This window comes from Lysinibacillus sp. KCTC 33748 (assembly GCF_002237755.1).
Taxonomy (GTDB): Bacteria; Bacillota; Bacilli; order Bacillales_A; family Planococcaceae; genus Lysinibacillus.
Genome location: NZ_MWSJ01000003.1, coordinates 308,411 through 328,811, shown reverse-complemented (window position 1 = coordinate 328,811; position 20,401 = coordinate 308,411). Strand labels below are relative to the sequence as shown.

Annotated in this window: 21 protein-coding genes and 1 riboswitch; of the genes, 11 read left to right on the top strand and 10 right to left on the bottom strand. The window is 37.9% G+C overall.

Annotated elements, in window-relative coordinates; genetic code table 11:
* Nucleotides 1-62: 62 nt before the first annotated feature.
* Entirely contained in the window at nucleotides 63-1,400 is a 1,338-nt protein-coding gene (rpoN, locus tag B1B04_RS07365) for an RNA polymerase factor sigma-54 (RefSeq protein WP_079560816.1), read from the bottom strand.
* Between the two features lie 561 nt (nucleotides 1,401-1,961).
* Here rpoN and B1B04_RS07355 point away from each other — a divergent pair.
* The 5 genes from B1B04_RS07355 (at nucleotide 1,962) to B1B04_RS07335 (ending at nucleotide 7,085) form a co-directional block, all read left to right on the top strand.
* Nucleotides 1,962-3,122 carry an acyl-CoA dehydrogenase family protein gene (locus tag B1B04_RS07355; RefSeq protein ID WP_170938926.1) on the top strand — a complete coding sequence of 387 codons (1,161 nt, stop codon included), beginning with the start codon at nucleotides 1,962-1,964 and terminating at the stop codon, nucleotides 3,120-3,122.
* Entirely contained in the window at nucleotides 3,119-4,195 is a 1,077-nt protein-coding gene (locus tag B1B04_RS07350; RefSeq protein ID WP_079560813.1) for an acyl-CoA dehydrogenase family protein, read from the top strand. Before B1B04_RS07355 ends, B1B04_RS07350 begins: the two co-directional genes overlap by 4 nt.
* A 66-nt stretch (nucleotides 4,196-4,261) precedes the next feature.
* A complete protein-coding gene (locus tag B1B04_RS07345; protein ID WP_079560812.1) occupies nucleotides 4,262-5,068 on the top strand; it encodes an enoyl-CoA hydratase/isomerase family protein in 807 nt (268 codons plus the stop codon).
* 19 nt (nucleotides 5,069-5,087) lie between these two features.
* The gene (locus B1B04_RS07340; RefSeq protein ID WP_079560811.1) at nucleotides 5,088-6,230 is read left to right on the top strand and encodes a CaiB/BaiF CoA transferase family protein; all 1,143 of its coding nucleotides are present in this window, start codon (nucleotides 5,088-5,090) and stop codon (nucleotides 6,228-6,230) included.
* Between the two features lie 87 nt (nucleotides 6,231-6,317).
* Nucleotides 6,318-7,085, top strand: coding sequence for an IclR family transcriptional regulator (locus B1B04_RS07335; RefSeq protein WP_079560810.1), 768 nt, complete (start codon nucleotides 6,318-6,320; stop codon nucleotides 7,083-7,085).
* 64 nt (nucleotides 7,086-7,149) lie between these two features.
* Here B1B04_RS07335 and B1B04_RS07330 read toward each other — a convergent pair whose 3' ends face one another.
* From B1B04_RS07330 to B1B04_RS07315, 4 genes are read right to left on the bottom strand one after another with little or no spacing between them, the layout of a single operon-like run.
* On the bottom strand, nucleotides 7,150-7,713 hold the full coding sequence (locus tag B1B04_RS07330; protein ID WP_079560809.1) for a 5' nucleotidase, NT5C type: 564 nt from the start codon (nucleotides 7,711-7,713) through the stop codon (nucleotides 7,150-7,152).
* A 16-nt stretch (nucleotides 7,714-7,729) separates the two neighbouring features.
* Complete coding sequence (locus B1B04_RS07325; protein ID WP_079560808.1) at nucleotides 7,730-8,815, bottom strand: FAD-dependent monooxygenase; 1,086 nt, start codon at nucleotides 8,813-8,815, stop codon at nucleotides 7,730-7,732.
* Nucleotides 8,812-9,924, bottom strand: coding sequence for a bifunctional diaminohydroxyphosphoribosylaminopyrimidine deaminase/5-amino-6-(5-phosphoribosylamino)uracil reductase RibD (gene ribD / locus B1B04_RS07320; protein WP_079560807.1), 1,113 nt, complete (start codon nucleotides 9,922-9,924; stop codon nucleotides 8,812-8,814). Before ribD ends, B1B04_RS07325 begins: the two co-directional genes overlap by 4 nt.
* An 11-nt stretch (nucleotides 9,925-9,935) precedes the next feature.
* Nucleotides 9,936-10,667, bottom strand: a complete 732-nt coding sequence (locus tag B1B04_RS07315; RefSeq protein WP_079560806.1) for a GTP cyclohydrolase II — start codon at nucleotides 10,665-10,667, stop codon at nucleotides 9,936-9,938.
* A 273-nt stretch (nucleotides 10,668-10,940) separates the two neighbouring features.
* On the opposite strand from B1B04_RS07315, the gene B1B04_RS07310 reads away from it, so the two are divergent.
* The 4 genes from B1B04_RS07310 (at nucleotide 10,941) to B1B04_RS07295 (ending at nucleotide 14,865) form a co-directional block, all read left to right on the top strand.
* The gene (locus tag B1B04_RS07310) at nucleotides 10,941-11,576 is read left to right on the top strand and encodes a GntR family transcriptional regulator (RefSeq protein ID WP_079560805.1); all 636 of its coding nucleotides are present in this window, start codon (nucleotides 10,941-10,943) and stop codon (nucleotides 11,574-11,576) included.
* A 281-nt stretch (nucleotides 11,577-11,857) separates the two neighbouring features.
* Nucleotides 11,858-13,057, top strand: coding sequence for a quaternary amine ABC transporter ATP-binding protein (locus B1B04_RS07305; RefSeq protein WP_079560804.1), 1,200 nt, complete (start codon nucleotides 11,858-11,860; stop codon nucleotides 13,055-13,057).
* Nucleotides 13,050-13,904, top strand: coding sequence for an ABC transporter permease (locus B1B04_RS07300; RefSeq protein WP_079560803.1), 855 nt, complete (start codon nucleotides 13,050-13,052; stop codon nucleotides 13,902-13,904). Before B1B04_RS07305 ends, B1B04_RS07300 begins: the two co-directional genes overlap by 8 nt.
* Before the next feature lie 85 nt (nucleotides 13,905-13,989).
* Nucleotides 13,990-14,865 carry a glycine betaine ABC transporter substrate-binding protein gene (locus B1B04_RS07295; RefSeq protein WP_079560802.1) on the top strand — a complete coding sequence of 292 codons (876 nt, stop codon included), beginning with the start codon at nucleotides 13,990-13,992 and terminating at the stop codon, nucleotides 14,863-14,865.
* A gap of 289 nt (nucleotides 14,866-15,154) precedes the next feature.
* On the opposite strand, the gene B1B04_RS07290 is transcribed toward B1B04_RS07295, so the two are convergent.
* Both B1B04_RS07290 and B1B04_RS07285 read right to left on the bottom strand, forming a co-directional pair.
* Nucleotides 15,155-15,469: a DMT family transporter gene (locus tag B1B04_RS07290; protein WP_079560799.1), complete on the bottom strand. Its 315-nt coding sequence runs from the start codon at nucleotides 15,467-15,469 to the stop codon at nucleotides 15,155-15,157.
* Nucleotides 15,469-15,810: a DMT family transporter gene (locus B1B04_RS07285; RefSeq protein WP_079560796.1), complete on the bottom strand. Its 342-nt coding sequence runs from the start codon at nucleotides 15,808-15,810 to the stop codon at nucleotides 15,469-15,471. The genes B1B04_RS07290 and B1B04_RS07285 overlap by 1 nt, the downstream gene beginning before the upstream one ends.
* A 170-nt stretch (nucleotides 15,811-15,980) precedes the next feature.
* Nucleotides 15,981-16,078, bottom strand: a riboswitch (guanidine-I (ykkC/yxkD leader).
* A gap of 140 nt (nucleotides 16,079-16,218) precedes the next feature.
* Between B1B04_RS07285 and B1B04_RS07280 the strand changes: the two genes are divergently transcribed.
* Nucleotides 16,219-16,692, top strand: a complete 474-nt coding sequence (locus tag B1B04_RS07280; RefSeq protein WP_079560794.1) for a YbaK/EbsC family protein — start codon at nucleotides 16,219-16,221, stop codon at nucleotides 16,690-16,692.
* Nucleotides 16,693-16,740: 48 nt separating this feature from the next.
* Here the strand turns inward: B1B04_RS07280 and B1B04_RS07275 are convergent, their stop codons facing one another.
* The 3 genes from B1B04_RS07275 to B1B04_RS07265 all read right to left on the bottom strand — a co-directional run bounded on the left by B1B04_RS07275 (nucleotide 16,741) and on the right by B1B04_RS07265 (nucleotide 19,905).
* Entirely contained in the window at nucleotides 16,741-18,000 is a 1,260-nt protein-coding gene (locus tag B1B04_RS07275; RefSeq protein WP_079560792.1) for a glutathionylspermidine synthase family protein, read from the bottom strand.
* Nucleotides 18,001-18,014: 14 nt separating this feature from the next.
* On the bottom strand, nucleotides 18,015-18,713 hold the full coding sequence (locus tag B1B04_RS07270) for a hypothetical protein (RefSeq protein WP_079560790.1): 699 nt from the start codon (nucleotides 18,711-18,713) through the stop codon (nucleotides 18,015-18,017).
* 145 nt (nucleotides 18,714-18,858) lie between these two features.
* Entirely contained in the window at nucleotides 18,859-19,905 is a 1,047-nt protein-coding gene (locus B1B04_RS07265; RefSeq protein WP_079560787.1) for a DUF418 domain-containing protein, read from the bottom strand.
* Between the two features lie 220 nt (nucleotides 19,906-20,125).
* On the opposite strand from B1B04_RS07265, the gene B1B04_RS07260 reads away from it, so the two are divergent.
* The gene (locus B1B04_RS07260; protein WP_079560785.1) at nucleotides 20,126-20,389 is read left to right on the top strand and encodes a Parvovirus coat protein VP1-like protein; all 264 of its coding nucleotides are present in this window, start codon (nucleotides 20,126-20,128) and stop codon (nucleotides 20,387-20,389) included.
* The last annotated feature ends 12 nt before the right edge of the window (nucleotides 20,390-20,401 follow it).

Sequence of the window (20,401 nt, the reverse complement as noted above, 5' to 3'; positions counted from 1 at the left end):
TATGCGATTTTCAAGTTTTGATGCAAAAATACATCAATGACTATTCTTTTACATCATCTATCCTATCCATACATTCGATTAAAGGAACTCATAATATTCATCTCTTCCCTGTACTTCGCTACTGTTCGTCTGGATATTTGGATACCTTCAGCACTCAAAGTATTTGTAATCTGTTGATCAGTTAAAGGCTTTTGTTTATCCTCTCCCTCAATCAACTGTTTGAGCCGCTTTTTAATATACATAATCGAATCCATTTTTCCAGAAATATTCATTACTCCTTTTGTAAATAACGATTGTAAAGCATACACACCATGAGGGGTTTTTATATATTTTCCACGCACGGCTCTACTAATTGTTGATACATGTAGACTTAATTTATCCGCTACATCTTTTAACTGCATTGGCTTCAATGCCTCCATACCCTTACGGAAAAAATCTGCTTGCAATTCCACTAGCAATCTAGCTAACTCATACAATGTTTTATCACGTTGCTCAATTCCTTGTAATAATAAAAGAGCATCTCTCATTGTATCTTTGAAATATGTTTTACAATTCGGATCATTTTTTAGCATTTCAACATACTGTTTATCGATAGTAACGACTGGTAAATATCCACGATTTAATTTAATCAGCCATTCCTCTCTTAATCTCTCTACTTCGATTTCTGGCATAACATATGGAATCGCTTCGAATTGATCTCCCATCATCACTGGGTTTAAATTTTTTATATAGCGGATCGTTTTCTGCACTTCATGTAGAGACGTTTTATACTTTTTACTTAACTGTTTAATAGCTTGTGCTGCTACTAGCTCTAAATCCGTTTCGATAAATCGAGAGGCCAATTTTGGAGCAAGCGCATCACTGTCTACTTGAATGAGTAAATACTCCTGATAATTACGTGCCCCTACTCCTACTGGCTCGAAAGTTTGAAGTAAGTCCAATAATGCCTCTACATGCATAACATCCGTTTTACATATAGTAGCGACAACTTCTAAATCAACATCTATAAATAGACGTTCATCTAAGGATTGAATTAAAAACGTTAAAATTTTCAAATCTATAGAAGATAGATTTTTATGCATAGGTACTTGTTCCAGTAAGAACTGCTCATAGCTTTCTTTTACAGCAAACTTCATCTCAATTGGATTAAATGAATGATGTTGAGGCGCATAATGTTGCGCGGAATAACTTTTATCGGAATAGCTTGCTAATTGCATAATTTCCTCATAATGCATTTTCACCTTAGCATCAGTGACTGCTAACAGTGGGTTTTCGTTAGCCTTATCATAAATATACTGTTCTAGCTCATTCGTTGTATATTGCAGTATTTCCAAATGCTGTACTAATTGTGGTGATAAAACTTGCATTATTTTTTGGGAAGTTTCGATAGCCAATTGCATACCCCACACCTCCAAAAACAGAATTTTCTACATAGTAACATGTTTATTCTGCAATTTTCCATTTTTTAATCAATTTTATTTCCGTGCATAAAAAGCCTGGGATGATATTTGTTAAAATGTATGCCATTTTATAAGTGGATTGGAGTGGAGACTGGGCGACTCCTTGGGGATCAGCGATAGAGGAACGAAGGCTAAAAGCATCACATCCTGTGATAACACCTTCGTGACCAACATCGGTGCTGCTGCCACTTCGTTAGCACTACGCTTTCGCGCAAAAAACATCTGTTGGCCCGAGACCCTGCAGCGAGCATCGCGAGTGAAGCGGCTCATCGGACGCCCCCAGGAAGCTCTGCTCTGTGCGAAAGCGAAGCGACAGCAACAACAAAGCGCCCAGTCGGAACGGAAATCATCCCACGTTTTGGTGATAAGCGTTAAAACTTCTTCACTTCACTCGTTAAATTTTCTAATAATTCCAAAAAGTAATTGACTACACATGTTAGTAATCATAAAATACACATATACGATAATAATTACCACATTACGGTAAAATTTAAGGAGTGAATCAAATTGTTTCATTTACCAACTGTGCAGTTTACACAAGAGCAAGAGCAATTTCGCTTAGATGTTCGAACGTTTTTACAGGATGAATTAGCAAAAGGAACCTTCACGCCTAAATGTGATTCTTGGCTCAGTGGAGATGATCCTGAATTCTCTAAATTAATCGGTCAAAAAGGTTGGATTGGCTTAACTTGGCCTAAAAAATATGGCGGCCACGAGAGAAGTACTATCGATCGATACATTTTAACAGAGGAATTTTTAGCCGTTGGTGCCCCAGTTGCTGCACATTGGTTTGCTGATCGCCAAACAGGGCCCCTTCTTTTACGTTATGGAACAGAAGAGCAGCGTGACTATTTCTTACCAAAAATCGTAAAAGGTGAATGCTTCTTCGGCATAGGTTTGAGTGAGCCGAATAGTGGTTCTGACCTCGCTTCGGTCAGCACACGTGCTGAAAAAGTAGATGGTGGATGGATTGTCAACGGTCAGAAAATATGGACGAGTAACGCACACCTTTGCCATTATATGGTTACTTTAGTGCGCACAAGTCCATTTGATGGAAAAAGTAAACATGCCGGGCTCAGTCAGTTGATTGTCGATTTACATGCAGAAGGTATAACTGTTGTTCCTATCAAATTTTTAACTGGTGAACATCATTACAACGAAGTGTTCTTTGACAATGTTTTTGTACCTGACAATATGGTTGTTGGAGAGATCGGTAATGGCTGGACTCAAGGATTAGCAGAGCTTGCGTTTGAGCGCAGTGGCCCAGAGCGCATATTGAGTACCTTCCCATTAATCGATGAGCTTATTCAAGAGTTAAAGCGCCAAAACAATTTAGGAGGGTTACAGCAAGCGTCTAAAATAGTAGCTCGTCTTTGGGGTTTACGTAATTTATCAATTGGTGTAGCTCAACTTCTAGAATCCGGTAAAGGTGATGATGTATCTATTCCTGCAGCACTTGTGAAGGCTCTCGGTACGAAATTTGAGCAAAGTATTCCTGAAATCACACGCTTAATCGTACAGACTTATCCAACACTTGACGCGCATCGTAAAATCGACCGCTTTATGGCTGAATCCATTTTACATGCACCAGGTTTTACTATTCGTGGAGGAACTTCAGAAGTACTGTATGGCGTTGTAGCGAAAGGGGTTATAGCACAATGAGTGAAATGAGAGACATGATTGTTGATGTTGTAGAGCGTATGTTAAAAGAAAAAGTTGATAAAGATTTAGTCGATACAGTGGAACAAGGTAATTGGGCACCTGAACTATGGGAACTGTTTAAAGAAAATGGAATGACTGCTGTTGCTATTTCAGAAGAAAATGGCGGTGCTGGTGGCGACATAGAGGATTTATTAAATATTGTTCGTTTAACTGGAAAATACGCTGCACCTATTCCATTTATAGAAACAACATTTGCAAATTACTTATTGCAGTTTACGCAGTTACAAGTAATTGAGGATTTAGCTACGTATATACTATGCCCTAATCAAGCCTTTACGTTAGAGAATGGTAAATTAACGGGAGAAGCGATTCAAGTCCCTTGGGCACGTCATACAAAACACCTAGTAACACTTGCCCATAGCACGGAGGGCACGCATCTTGTAGAAATAGATTTAAGCCAAGCTGAAATTAAGCTAGGTACGAATTTAGCAAGCGAGCCGCGGGATACCGTGATATTCCATGATGCTACTGCTTCACAAATATCTGCTGTGTTACCCACTGATAAGATACACACTATAACAACACTTAATTCTGCGTTCCAATTAGCACTGATGACCGGTGCAATCGATAAAATAACTGACTTAACTATTCAATATACGAAAGAACGTGAGCAATTCGGTCGACCGATTCATCGCTTCCAGCTCGTTCAACAGCATATTGTAAATTTAGCAGGTGAAACGGCGATTGCTCTTGCAGCATTTAATAATGTTACAGAAGCCCTTCAGATGAACAGTCAAAATAGTGAGGTTGCTTACGCTTGCATTCGTTTTGAAGAAATTATTCAAGCAGTGACAACAATTGCGCATCAAGTACACGCTGCAATTGGTACAACACACGAGCATATTTTGCATCAATTTACACGAAGACTTTGGTCATGGCGCGATGAAGGAGCCAGCACCTCTTATTGGACTCATTTTGTTGCAACACAACTATTGGAAAAAAGCGGAGATAGCCTATGGGGATATTTAACTTCGTTCAGCGCAAGCTCACCGCTTCTTAAAGTAGAAGGTTAAGGACGTTAATTATACAAGGTTGTAATGAATTTTAAAAAACTAATGACATGATAAGGAGTGTTATCAATGACTGATTTACTTTTTGAGGTGCAAGACCATGTTGCCACAATTACATTAAATAGACCTGAAGCGTACAATGCTTTTAGTGAAGAGATGATCTCTAAATGGATTGAAGCTCTTGAAAATGTCCGTGATTCAGAGGATATTCGTGTCGTTATCGTAAAAGGGAATGGAAAATCATTTTGCGCTGGTGGGGATATTAAAGCGATGCAAGCCGGTGAAGGATTTTTCCAAAGCGAGGACGATATCTCTTCAACAGGTTTAGCACGCAAAAATTCGCTTTGGAAAAAGATTCAGCGTATCCCCCTTCTCCTTGAAGAAATTGATAAGCCCGTTATTGCACAGGTACATGGGTTTGCGATGGGTGCAGGACTTGATATGGCCTTAATGTGCGATATTCGGATTGCTGCAAAATCTACAAAGATCTCAGAAAGCTATATTAACGTTGCGATCGTGCCGGGCGACGGTGGCGCTTATTATTTACCAAAATTAATCGGCATCGACCAAGCATTAGACATGTTCTGGACAGCTCGTGTATTAACTGCTGATGAAGCGAAAGACAAAGGTGTTGTGACATTTGTTGTCGAAGACCAAGAGCTTGATGAATACACATTGAATTATGCTAAGGAATTAGCAAGTCGTCCAACTACGACATTACAATTCATAAAGCGTGCTGTTTATCAAAGTCAACGGATGGATTTGCGTACTGCCCTTGATTACATTTCTTCACAAATGGCGATTGTCACAGAGCTAGATGATTTTAAAGAGGGTGTAAACGCAGTAGTAGAAAAACGGAAGCCAGTTTATAAATGAAGTGTTAGGAGGACGAATAATGCAACCTCTTGAAAATATTCGAGTGTTGGATTTATCTCGCGTCTATGCTGCCCCTGCTGGCTCCATGATGTTGGCCGATTTAGGAGCAGAAGTAATTCGCATAGAACATCCAAATGGCTCTGATAGTATGCGTGATTGGGGGCCATTTCTAAATGGTCAAAGTACGTATTATTTATGTGCCAATCGCAATAAAAAATCGATTACATTAGATTTAAAGACACTAGAAGACAGAGAAAAATTTAAAGAACTTGTCAAAGACGCTGATGTCATACTCGAAAATTTTAAGACGGGTGACATGGAACGAATGGGACTAAGCTATGAGGAATTAAGAAAAGTGAATCCTAGAATCATATATTGCGCGGTAACAGGATTCGGTCAAACAGGTCCTCTAGCGCATGAACCAGGCTTCGATCCAGTTATTCAAGCGATGAGTGGTTTAATGCATGTTACTGGCTCAGCTGAAGGAGAAGCGACAAAAGTTGGTGTCCCTATTGCAGATATTTTAACCTCTAATTATGTAGTCATTAGTATTTTAACCGCTTTACGAATGCGTGACCAAACAAATACAGGGCAATTTATCGACTTAGCATTATTAGACGTTCAGATGAGTAGTTTAGCAAATGTAGCAAGCGCCTATTTAAATACAGGCTTTATCTCAGAACGTCTAGGGAATCGTCATAATAATGTTGCGCCATATCAAGTATTTCACTGTGAGGATGGCCCCTTAATGATTTGCGTCGGTACAGATGGGCAATTTAAAAAGTTTTGCACGCTGTTGCAACGTGAAGAATGGGCTAATGATCCGCGTTTTTTAACAAATACGATGCGCAAGCAACATGAAGCGGAGCTAGTTCAGATGATTACTAACATTACAATGACAAAAACACGGGATGAATGGATTACCAAATTACAACAATACAAAATTCCAGGTGGACGTGTGAACACCATCGCTGAAGCACTAGAACAACCCCAATTTATTGCACGCGACATGATTGGTGAAATAGAGCACGAACAGTATGGTACGATCAAGTTCATCAAAAGCCCGATAAAGTTCTCTGATTTACCTATTCAATCTAAATTAGCACCACCGATACTTGGAGAACATACGAACGAATTCCAAAAGTCCTCTCTACAAAAATAAAATTGCGCTATAATAGAGGTAAAATGTATTAATATAGGTAAATCCTCCGGCATATGTCGAAGAGAATTTTATTACGTAGGTGACGGGATGAATCAAGAGATTTTCGAAAAAAACTATACAATGTCATCACTGCACAAAGCTATTAAAGTGTTAAAAGCTTTTTCAAAAGATGAACCTAGCCTTTCCCTAACTGAGTTAAGTAAAAAAACAGGGATAAGCATTTCCAGTTTACAACGCTTCGTTTCTACCTTTGTGTACGAAGGCTTTCTTCACAAAGATGAGCGTACTAAGCGCTATCAATTAGGTCATTCACTTCTTTATTTAGGAAATTTAGTAAAAGAAGAATCCAGTCTTATTATTGTCGCAGACCCTATTTTAAAAAAGCTAAACGAAGAAATAGGCGAAAGTGTTTCCATGAATATTATTGACGGATTGGAAAGACGATGTATTTTAAACTATGATTCAACATACCCGCTTTCAACGAAAATGTTTGTAGGTGACACCTCTCCCCTTTATGCAGGTGCATCATCTAAAATATTACTCGCATTTATGCCAGATGTTGAAGAATATGTAGAGAATATTAGTCTTGAACGTATCACTGATCAGACAATACTTTCAAAAGAGCAGCTGTGGGATGATTTACAGCAGATTCGTAGTCAGCGCTTTGCGAGAAGCAATAGTGAGCGTGTACGTGGAGCATGTTCTTTATCTGCACCGATTTTAAACGCTTCCAACCAAATCATTGCATCCGTGTCACTCGTTATACCAGAAGTACGCTATAGTGACTATGATGAAACTTTATTAATTGAAGCTATTCAAAGCGTTGCATTAGAAATCGAAAAGCAATTGTATTGATAGAAACAAAGAATAAACCCGAATAGGTTCACTTTTTAAGTGCCCTCTATTCGGGTTTATTACTTTAATTATTTACTATTTCTAAGAAGTCCTGCCAATGATTTAAGCGTGGCAGTTCAACATGTTGATTATAGGATTGATTTTTTAAAATTACTTTTGTCTGCACATCTTGCAGTGTTTCTAATACAGCTGGTTTATCATCCACATAAACATCTAAAGCTAGCTCTTTGATGATCGCCACTTTTTCTGTATCCTGCATTCCGCAGAAAAAATGACCTTCTGTGATTGGAAAACCTTGTGCCTTCATCCAAGCTTGTGTTTGCTCACAATACTGTTTTGGACGCGAAGTAATATAATAAATGTCATGTCCTTGCTGTGCCAAAGCTTGAAGCATCTCGAGTGCTCCCTCAAAAGAAGGACAATCCGTAAAATAAATTTCCTCTAATGAACTATTCCACATTGCCGATCCTTCAGCATCTGTTAATCCAAAAGGTTCGTGAATTTCAACTCTTTGCAAAGCTTGAAATGTTTCTAGTGCAACATTTTTACTAAGGTTTTTATTATAGAGCCCAAAGGCATGTGCTCGTAAATCGATGAGTGTGTCATCTATATCAAAGCCAAATTTCATCTTGTTTTTCTTCCCTTCACGAAGCCTTGTTGATGAAGTTAGTCGCAAATGTTTGCTCTTTTTCAATTTGTGTCGCTAATACTTCCTCAATAGCTTGCTTGCGCATTTGTTGAAACTCTTGTACGTTAAAATGAACAAGCATATCTTTATTTAATAGTGATGCAAGACAATCTGCATCCTTGAGTGCACTATTGAGACCAAATGCCCCAGTTGGTGTCATCGTGTGAACAGCATCCCCTAATAGCACAAGCCCCTTTGTCCCCCAGCAATCACAATGACTACTGAATACGTCGAGCAATACAAAATCTTGCCAAGATCGGATATGTTCCTTAACAGTATCGGATAGTTCCGGAAATTGCTCTGAAAGCTGTTGGATAAATGGTGTAAATGCATTTTTTCTAAGCTGAGGAAAACTTCCTTGTTCAATATTCCAGCCGATTTGAATAAACCCACCTACCTGCGTAAACAATGATAGCTGCTTATCACCTATTAAAGCCATTTTAATCGACGGCTCCCACCCGTGAGGTGCAGGAATTTTTGCCCATAATAAATCAAAACCATGCTTATGCTTTTGACTTTCAATGTGCGCTTGCTTACGAATCGTAGAGTAACGACCGTCAGCACCGATAATTAACCGGCTATTTATTTCTATTGTTTCCCCATTTTTTGTTGCAATGACGCCTATATATCTGCCAAAAGAATCAACTATGAGCTTCGTCACCTTCGTATTTAGGAAACACGAAAAGTGCGGAAAATGCTGTGTTTCTTGTAAAATTCCCTTTAATAGATTTGCTTGCGGCACATGAATACCTAAATGTCCTACAGCTTCATCAGGAAAAATAGTTTTAAATACTCTACCTTCTGTGTAATATTCAAGCTTTCTCATACGTAATAAACCGAGTGCCTCGACCGCTTCAAAAAGTTGATGACTTTTTAAAACTGCCTCACCCTCTTCATTTAAATGCTCACCGCGAAATGCCTGCCCCAGTGCTGCGTTTTTTTCCAGTAGGATTACAGAAAGACCTTTTTTCGCTAGTAAGTGCGAAAGAAGTGCTCCACCTGGCCCAGCCCCTACAATACAAACATCTGCTTGATAATTCACTTTTCCTCACCTATCTTGGGATAAGCAATGATACGTAAATCTTGCCCAACCTGCTCAAACGAAGCAAATTCTACATCCCACGCTTCATCCATAGAAGTTGGGTTGTGACCAGCAATCGGTGTTAAAGATAAACGACCACCGAGAATCTTTGGCGCTATGTAGATTACATATTTGTTAATAGCACCTTGCTGTAAAAATGAAGCGTTTATCGTACTTCCACCCTCTACTAAAATATCCGTAATGCCATATTGATATAGTTTTTCAAGCATATCATCAACAACAAGCCCCTCAGATTCATGTCGAACTGGCAATACAGTTACGCCTTTTTCCTCAAATGCTGTTATTTTTTCTGGATTGGCATTTTCACTACATACAATAATTGTTTTCGCTTCTTCTACATTTAGGACATTAGCATGCACCGGTGTACGAAGTGAGCTATCCATAATAATGCGTACTGGATTTTTCCCATAATCTTCTTTTAATCTTGTCGTTAAGGATGGATTGTCAGCTAAAACAGTCCCAACCCCAACTAAAATACCATCCACTTCATGACGAATACGATGAACATCCTCACGCGCTGCCTCACCAGTTACCCACTTGGAATGTCCCGTATGAGCAGCTATTTTTCCGTCTAAAGTCATCGCATATTTCGAAATAATAAATGGTCGTTTTGTTAGCATATTATGAATAAAACGTTCATTTATACGGCGAGCTTGTGCTTCTAAAACACCTACCTCTACCTCAATGCCCGCATCTCGTAACAGTTGAATACCACGTCCAGCAACAGCCGGATTAGGATCTTGCATCGCCACAACAACACGACTAACTGCAGATTCCTTCACTAAATTTGCACAAGGAGGTGTTTTTCCATAATGCGAGCATGGCTCAAGAGTTACATAAAGTGTAGCACCTTTAGCATGTTCTCCAGCCATACGGAATGCATGCACCTCTGCATGTGGCTCACCTGCTTTTCTGTGTAAACCTGTTCCAACAATTACACCATCCTTGACGATTACAGCGCCTACTAATGGATTGGGATTCGTATTTCCTTTTGCACTAGCAGCTAAATCAAGTGCTAGCTGCATATATTTTTCATCTGTTGTCATCATCGTTCCTCCATTCACTTCTCTTCGCGCAAATGTCCAGATTTCTCTACTTTCGTATCTAAATAAAAACGATTTGTTTCCGTTAATCCTCCCCATAATGGGACATGTCCTTCTGCTGCTAAACCATGCGCCTGTAACGCGGCAAGCTTCTTCGGATTATTGGTAATCAGTGTAACTGGCTTTGAGCGCAGTGCAGCTAACACAGTAATGGCATCTTCATAAGAGCGGGTATCGTCCGGGAAGCCAAGAGCATGGTTTGCTTCAACAGTATCTAACCCCTCTTCTTGTAATAAATAAGCGAGCGATTTCGAGAATAGCCCGATACCACGACCTTCATGATCTGCTAAATAGAAAATAGCACCACAGCCATGCTCCACAATCATTTTCATCGATTCCTGTAATTGATAGCCACAATCACAACGCTGGCTTCCAAAAATATCACCTGTATGACAAATGCTATGCATACGAATTAAAGCATTCTCTGCATGTGCAAAATCTCCATAAATAAGCACTGATGACTGCTGTAAAAAAGCTAAATTTGCAGATGCTAATCCATCAATGATTTCTTCTTTTGATTGATTCGTCCCTACTTTTAACCAGTTATACCACTGAAATGTCGCAGAAAATTCACCCTGTTTTACCGGTAATTTCACTGGACCAACTAGGCAAATACTTTCAGATTCAGATTGTTTCACGATCGTCATTTTATCTTTCACTATGTCCAAAACTTTAGTAGTAATTGTCATATTTTCTCCAACCTTCTATTGTTAAACAGTTAGCTTCATATACTAACTGAGCACTTGTATTTTCACAACACTTACATTACGTAACTTAGTTTATAATAATAACTAAAAACTGTCAAACTACAGCTCCTATTCTATTAAAAATAATTAATTAGAAACAAAAACTGCTACATTACGTTGTAATCATATACTAATAGCTTATGGAGGTGCTATTTTTTCTGTGCAGGCTAGTCTATAATAAGCTGTGGCAACTGTAATGACGAAAGGAAGTTAAGAATGCAATTTGAAAAAAATGTTCAGGTGAAGCAGCCAAAATACCAACAAATAGCTGTCGACCTAGCCTCAAAAATCGTGGAAAGAAAATATAGAATTGGCGATAAAATTTACGCAAGATCGTCTCTAGCTAGCCAATACAATGTCTCTTCGGAAACTGCCAGAAGAGCAATTGCCGTTTTGCAAGACTTGGAAATTGTGGAGGCAACTAAAGGTAGTGGAGTTATTATCATCTCCTATGAAAAGGCTGCATCTTTTGTCCGACAATTCCAGGATGTTCAATCTGTCCATGAACTACAGCATGAGCTTATGACTAGCATTCAGAAGCAACACCAAGAATTAATAAATCTACAGGATAAGACTAAACAACTTATTAGTCGAACTGAACATTTCCGATCCGTCAATCCATTTATCCCATATCAATTAGAGATGACAGCTGAAAGCCCTTGTATCAACCAAACAGTTCAGGAATTGAATTTTTGGCAAAATACATCTAGCACGATTGTCGGAATTCGTCGTAAAAATGAATTATTACTATCACCTGGTCCATATGTGTCATTGGAAGAAGGAGATATCGTTTACTTTATAGGTAATGATGAAAGTTTCGCTCGAGTTCAGAGCTTTTTATATCCAAATTAAAATCCGCTTAAGCGCTGGTATAACAGCGTTTAAGCGGATTTTTTCTATTTTGTCGATTTGACAAAAGTAACAACTCTTTGTTAGGGTTAAGTTGTTACTTGTTCATATTTGGGTATCATTATCCTCAAATAGTATTTATCTTCATTCAGTAGGTGTCCAAACGCCTACTGTACTAGAAGAACTAAGCCTAATATGTCACGTACAGTGGCATATTATCTGTGCGTAAGTGAAGCAAGCCATTTACGCCAAGGCGATATTGATCTACGAAAGGAATGGTTCTATTGGAAAAAATAAAAGTGGAGCATGTTTCTAAAGTTTTCGGGAAACATATTCCCCAAGCATTAGAACTCGTCAAGCAACAAAAAAGCAAGACTGATATCTTAAAAGAAACAGGGGCAACTGTTGGTGTATACGATGCAAGTTTTACAGTAAATGAAGGTGAAATCTTCGTTATTATGGGACTATCAGGGAGTGGGAAGTCAACACTTATCCGACTTTTAAATCGGCTTATCGAGCCTACAAGCGGAAATATTCTTATCGACGGAGAAAATATTTCTAAAATGGGTAAAGAGAGTTTACGAAATGTAAGAAGAAATAAAATGAGTATGGTCTTTCAAAACTTCGGTTTATTCCCCCATCGTACACTTCTTCAAAATACTGAATATGGCCTTGAAATTAGAGGCATCTCTAAAGAAGAACGACAAGCCAAAGCAGAGCAGGCTCTCGAAAATGCAGGCTTACTTGCTTATAAGGACCAATATCCAAATCAATTATCAGGTGGTATGCAACAGCGTGTTGGATTAGCACGTGCACTAGCAAACGACCCTGAAATATTACTAATGGATGAGGCCTTTTCTGCACTCGATCCATTAATTCGTAAAGAAATGCAAGATGAGTTACTCGATTTACAAAGTACAGTGAAAAAGACAATTTTATTTATCACACACGATTTGAATGAAGCATTACGTATTGGTGATCGTATCGCTATTATGAAAGATGGCTCAATCATTCAAATTGGTACTGGAGAAGAAATTTTAACAAATCCCGCAAATGATTATGTTAAAACCTTCGTAGAAGACGTCGATCGTTCTAAAGTATTAACAGCTGAAAATGCAATGGTTCGACCTGTATATGTCAATATAGATGTAGATGGACCGACCGTGGCACTTAAACGAATGCGCGAAGAAACGGTTAGCTTACTAATGGCCGTTGACAAAAATCGACATTTGAAAGGCTTTATTACTGCTGACGACGCTCGGGCTGCAGCTAAAAGACAAGAACAAACGGTACATTCAATTGTTCAATCTGAAATCTTGACTGTTCCACCAGATATGCTTTTACAAGATATTTTAGGCATGATTCATAATTCTCCTACTCCTATTGCAGTTGTAAAAAATGAGCGCTTACTTGGTGTTCTCATCCGGGGCGTTGTCATCGAAGCACTTTCAACTAGCGATGAGGAGGTAGTAGCAGATGAATAATTTTTTAGACAATATCCCAGCTATACCCGTAGGAACGTGGGTAGAATCAGTTATGGACTGGTTGACGAGTAATTTTTCACTGTTTTTTAACTTGATTCAAAAAAATGGAAAACTACTCATGAATCAGGTCACTGATCTATTAGTTAGCATTCCCCCGATTATTCTTATTTTACTTGTTGTCATTTTTGCCTTTTTCGTTACCGGCAAAAAATTCGGGCTCGCAACGTTTTCATTAATTGGTTTGTTATTTATCTATAATCAAGGCTTATGGACACATCTTATGGAAACAACTACGCTCGTGCTCTTTTCAAGTATCATCTCCATCATTTTAGGTATTCCGCTTGGCATTCTAATGTCCAAGTCAACAGTAGCTGAAAATGTGATTAAGCCGATACTCGATTTCATGCAAACAATGCCTGGTTTCGTGTACTTGATTCCTGCCGTTGCCTTCTTTGGTATTGGAATAGTACCTGGCGTATTTGCATCCGTTATTTTTGCCTTACCACCTACTGTACGAATGACGAACCTAGGAATTCGCCAAGTACCAAAAGAATTGGTAGAAGCTGCGGATTCATATGGTAGTACCTCAAGACAAAAACTATTTAAAGTTGAAATACCTCTTGCCAAATCAACTATAATGGCAGGGATTAACCAAACTGTTATGCTATCACTTTCAATGGTTGTAACTGCTTCAATGATTGGTGCACCTGGTCTAGGACGTGAAGTATTAACTGCACTACAACGTACACAGGTCGGAAATGGCTTCGTTGCAGGTCTAGGTCTTGTTATTTTCGCCATTATTATAGACCGCTTAACGCAAAGTTTTAATAAGAAGAAAGCCGTATAGAAAAACAAGGAATTTATTAGTAAAGTCTTAGTTTTTCATTTTCATAGCTAAGATTTACGTTATAAATATACGAAAGGAAGATTCAATGAAACTGAAAACTTTAACTAAATTAGGAATGGCTTTAGGGCTTGGCTTTTTGCTAGCTGCATGTAGTGGGGATGATTCAAGTAAGAGCGATGGTAACTCAAAAGACGTCAATCTAGCCTACGTTGAATGGGATACAGAAATTGCTTCCACTAATGTAGTTGGGCAGGTGCTAGAGGATTTAGGTTACAATGTAACTTTAACACCACTCGATAATGCAATTATGTGGGAGGCTGTTTCAAAAGGTGATGCAGATGGTATGGTTGCTGCTTGGTTACCAAATACTCATGGAGAACAGTACAAAAAATATAAGAATGATCTTGATGAGCTAGGCGAGAACCTTGCTGGTGCAAAAATAGGTCTAGTAGTGCCAAGCTATATGAACGTTAATTCGATTGAAGATTTAAAAAATCAAGCAGATCACACAATTACGGGTATCGAGCCTGGTGCTGGAATTACAGCTGCTACAGAAAATGCTTTAGATGAATACGATAACTTAGCAGATTGGAATCTAATAACATCTTCATCTGGTGCTATGACAACTTCTCTTGCTAAAGCAATTAAAAATAAAGAAGACATCATCGTGACTGGCTGGTCTCCTCACTGGAAATTCGCTAAATATGACCTTAAATATTTAGAAGATCCAAAAGGAATTTTTGGTGGACAAGAAACAATTAACACATTCGTACGTAAAGGGTTAAAAGAAGATAAACCAGATGTATATTCTGTGCTAGATAACTTCCATTGGACTTCAGAAGACTTAGAGAGCGTTATGCTTGAAGTTATGGATGGCAAAGACCCAAAACAAGCTGCTAAAGATTGGGTTGAAGCTAATCCAGATAAAGTTGCTGAATGGACGAAGGATGTAAAAAAATAATTTTTAAAAATGGACAGACAACTCACCAAAAGTTGTCTGTCTTTTTTATTGATTTTTCTTATCTTATTTGAAGAACATTAAGGCTACTCTATAAAAATCTTTCTCCGTTATGAACAGAATCGAATAATTAATATCTATCTTATTATCCTTATTTTAACAAATAACTCATAATATTCAAATGTTTATTATTTCTTTTTAAAGTATTAGCGAATTTTTGTCGTTAAGTGAGGATAAAAAAAGTCACCCCACAACGATTAAACCGATGCAGGGTGACTATTTAATCCATTAACTAAGACAATAATTTCAAAGAAATCGCTGCCCCTAAAACAAGGACAATGCAAACAACACGTCTCCAGTCCTTTGATTCATTGAAAAACAGCATTCCGAGTAAAGCTCCACCCGCTGCTCCGATTCCTGTCCAAATAGCATATGCTGTGCCCATCGGTAATGTTTTCATGGCATATGCAAGGCCAGCAAAGCTCAAGGTAAATGCAAAAATCAATAACACCAAATTTTTAGTACTCTTAGTATCATTATATTTACTAATCATATAAACACCCATCATCTCACATAGCCCCGCAGCTACTAATGCAATCCACGCCATTATTCATTCACCTCTTTTTCTGTAGGCTCCCCGGTCAAAAGCTTTAAACCGACGACCCCTGCAAGTAAAACGACAATACATAACATTTTGGCTAATTTCCATGGCTCTCCGAACAATAAGCTATCCGCACACACAGTACCCGCTGTCCCCAAGCCTACGAATACTGCATAAACAGTCCCGACCGGCAAGCTTTCTCCAGCCTTAATTAATAAATAAAAGCTAATAAAAATTGCAATAGCAGTACCAACCCATTCAACTACACTTCCTGCATGCTTTAAACCTATAACCCAGCCAACTTCAAAAAAAGCAGCAATTACGACACTTAACCATTGTTTGTTCATTGCGAATTCCTCCATTTTATTGTTAAAAACACGGATGTTGAGCGATTTTCTGACCTAACTGATCACTTCTTCAGGATACCCAATCACTTCACGCTGTCTACCCCTGAACAAAACTCCTTTCCCACAGTAGCCAAATAAAAAAAAGCCTAAGAAACACTGCTGTAAACAGTATCTCCCAGGCTTTTATCCTTCCGTGTCACAAAATCAATTTTGTGGTTTTCTCTCGGACCAGACTAGCATTTGCTACGGAACCCTAGAAAACTTTCATATTTGATTATGCTATTAGTATAGCAAATTATTCAGCTTTTTTCTACTGAGACATAGCCAAGGTTAATCAGAAAGATAAATAGCGATGTGTTCAGAAAATTATGTTAAAATGAAACGTATTATTGTAAGGAGGTATTACATATGGCAATTGAAAAAGTACGTAAGCATTTAGCGCAATGGAATGCGGAACATAAAATACAAGAGCTAAACGAAAGCTCGGCTACTGTTGAACTGGCAGCACAGGCACTCGGGTGTGAGCCAGAACGCATTGCAAAATCCTTATCGTTTCTCGTAAACGATGGAGCGATATTAATTGTTGCTGCAGGTGATGCCAAAGTCGACAATGCAAAATATAAAGCTGTCTTTGGTTCAAAGGCAAAAATGCTTGGGAAAGATGAAGTACTCGAAAAGATCGGACATGATGTAGGTGGTGTGTGTCCTTTTGGCGTGAATGAGGGGGTTGCTATTTATTTAGATGAATCACTCAAACGCTTCACAACAGTATTCCCTGCATGTGGTAGCAGTAACTCCGCCATTGAACTTACTATTTCTGAATTAGAGACCTATACTCCATATCAAGAATGGGTTGATGTTTGCAAAGGCTGGAATGAATAAAGATATAATTATCGGCGAAACTTTCTATAGAGCTTCGCCGATTTTGATTTAGCTTTCTTCCCTATATCCAACGGCTAACCAGTGAGAATCCCATTCTGTAATTTGATTGCCTACTCTACAAGATAAGCCACATGCACGATTATCAGCGATAAATGAGCCGATTAACCATTTCTTTGTTTGTAATCCTTCTTTAAGCTTTATCGTTATTGAAGGCATTTCTACATATTGCTGATAAATAAACAAATTATCATCATAATGGGTATGCGCAGAGGCATTCGTTTTCGTACCATCTCCTGCATAAATTTCTACAGTATTCCCTTCCCGTGAATAGACAGGTTTCTTTACAAACGGCATATTTTCCTGAACAAAGGGCTCTTCCGAAACATATGTTGGTAACATATATTTCTGAATGGCCGCTCGCTCTTCTGCATTAAAAAGAAGAGGATCATTTTTTCTTTCCCAAATCAGCCATAATAAAATTTTCGATTGCAGTACATATGCAGCGGGTGCATTGATAATAGCAAGCTGTCCATCTTTTACAAGTTCTAATAAATGTAGACCAATACGCTCACCGTCGGAAGACACATCATCTATTAAAAACTCTACTGGATGTGCAGGGCGATACAAAATATCAATTTTCTCCATTTTAGGCGTATAGAGTCCTCGAGCTATATTAGCCGTATTACTAGAGAAAATGATTAGCTCTTCTATAGGTACATATTCTACATCAAAAGGTATACATTTCTTTAAAAACTGTATCTGGCAGTATTCCTCATAATCTTCCGCTGCCGTTTTCCCTGTGATAATGATTTTAGGTTTTTTCAAATCATTTACATAATTCATAGCTGCAAAGAGTGCACTAGACAAGGTTTTCTGTAATGCCGAAACATCATTTGGGCTATCAAATCCGAAATGATGACAAAGCGTTTCATTTATCTCAAAGGTTTCTTGGACAAGAAATGGCGTTTCACCATTTAATTCAAGACATTTTATTTGTCCGTCCTCTGTACAAATAAAATCAAAGCGTGCCAGTACCGATTGTTGCTGTAAATAATCCAATTGGATATAGGGCAGCATTTCAGAACGAATGCCCAGTGCTAAAAGTTGTTCATCCGATAAATGCTTAAATTGTTTACCCACCTTCAAAAATACTTTCCAGAGTATAGTAGATGCATAGTTAATTTCATCGATTTTCTCTTTAGGTAAATCCATTACATCATATAAGGCGTACTCTAAGTTCTCAAAGTCAGGAAAAAAATCAGGAAATTGAGAATAAAATGCTTGGCGTTGTTGAAAATAATTGTCCATATTGATTTCTCCTTTTAAGAAGATGAAGAGCCACCTCGAGAGGCACCACCTGAGCCGAAACCTGATTTCCCAGTACTGGCTGATGAGTGATTTGAATAAGAACTATTCGAAGATGAATCTGAACTATTTGAGAATGAACGTTTGCCACTCGAATAAGAGTTGGAACCGCTTGTATTTGAATGAGAGCTATTTGTTGTTGAGTTATTTGAACTGTTAGATGTTGCGCCAGACGAATTTTGAGAGCCGTTCGTCGTGATTCCATTTGTATTTTTACTTTCGCTAGTATTACTATTAGTCGAACGTGGCATTGCTGAACCTGAACCACCACTTTTATCCTCTCGATCTGTACCATTTTTTAGATTGCGGCTTTTATAAATGGCACTTCCAATCAATGCACCGGTAGTTGCATACATAAGTCCATTAAAGAAATGATGTGCATAATGAGGCGAATTTTCATCTAAACATTCGAAGGAGCCATCATCACTTTCTTTCCATTCATCACATGCATTTGCCATGTCGCTGTCATAAACACTTTGTAAATCATCACTAGCTGTAGCTGCCGAATTGTTTTCTTCCGTTACATTATTTGTATCCGTTGAAGGAGCAGAGGATCCCTCGACAGTTTGACTTTCTGTATTCCCACACGCGGCTAATTGCATAGCCATAAATGACGCAGTTGTGACTGCTATATATTTTTTCATTTGTTTTGCCATATTATATTTCTCCTTTATCTCGATACCTTCTTTACGGATGTTTACTTCTCTAGGTTTCATTTTTTACAAATTCATACATATTATTATTGCACTAAAAACTCCCTGATGGATTGAATTCATTCACCATCAGGGAGTTTTATACAAATTATTTATTCGGTACTGCTTTTCTTCCGTATGTCATAAAGCGCCATAGCTTTTCAAATGGTCCCATTTTAAAGAATTTGAACCAGATGACACTAAAGATAATTTGAATGACAAAAGTGATGCTTGCAATGATTACTACATCAGAAGGCGAAACAACTTCAAGCCCCATTGCAGACATAATAGCTAGGCCAATAAAGCTTTGAGCTAAATAGTTTGTAAATGCCATTTGTCCAACTCGTCCAATTGGTTTTAGTAGCTTTGCAATTTTCTTATTCTCTAACAAAACAAATAGACAAGTTAAATAAAAATATGTTGTCGGAATTACACCTAAACCAATAATTAATTGTAGATTTTGATCATCTCCTTTTGAGGCAAACCAAATCCAAAGTGAGATACCTACAAAGAATGGGAAGGTAACGAATTGAAGCCACTTTATTTGTTTTGAGTATTCACTTACATGACTAATCCAATCAGCTTTCGCTACTAAAAAACCAGTTAAAAACATGATAAAAATAGTAATAGCATCATTTCCTAATAAACCAAAAACAGTTGAAAGGGCTTCTTGATTTGGCAACAATATTTGTCCAAGAATGCACAGAATATGAACAGTAATAATGGTAAATAGCCATTTACTAATTGTTGAAATTTTTGCATGATAAAAAGGTATAAGTAAAAAACCTATTACTGCATAAATAGCTAAAATTGATCCCCAGAAAACAAATATATGGACAATGCCAATTAATAATAAAGCTAGTAAACGTCTTGCAAAACGCCATTTTGGTTTATCCCCACGCGCTTCTGCACGTGAAGTAAAAATATAAAAGCCTACACCAAAGAGGAATGAAAAAATTGAAAAGAATTTCTTCTCAATAAAAATATCTATGAGCGTATCGATAATACCATTAACTCCACTATAGTCAGGCATCGGTCCTCCCTCCATTATTACCTGGTAGGCCGCTACATTTATGAACAAAATGCCAAATAACGCTAGCCCACGAATAATGTCTAAGGATACGATTCTTTCTTTTTGAGGTACGGATGGATTCATTTTTTAAAACTCCTTATCTTTCAAACTTTACTGTGTATGACTATCATAGCTTTCCATCCTTACAGTAGTTTTTTTAAAAGCTTACAGGAACCTTACATTTATAGATTTTTCTCATAAGTTAATGCCTTTTTTCACTTACATTAGTTTTTAATCCCTTTCTAAAAGCGAAAATTTCATATTTTATAGTAACAATTATTTCTTTTAAAAAGGAGAATAGACGATGTACAGACAACGCAAATTTGGTTTTTGCTACCCTGGCTATAAATACTGCGGACCAGGGTGTTCAGGACCAGGTAGACCTACCAATGCTGTAGATTCATGCTGCAAATTACACGACGAATGTTATGATCGATATGGTAGATCAAGATATTGCGATGAAATGTTCCAAAATTGCTTACGACCTCAAATGAATGCTAATAATAAAATGGCTAGAGATGCTAGATTGTTTTACAATATCTTCGATATCCGCAATCGGTTCTTTTAAGCCATACAGAAA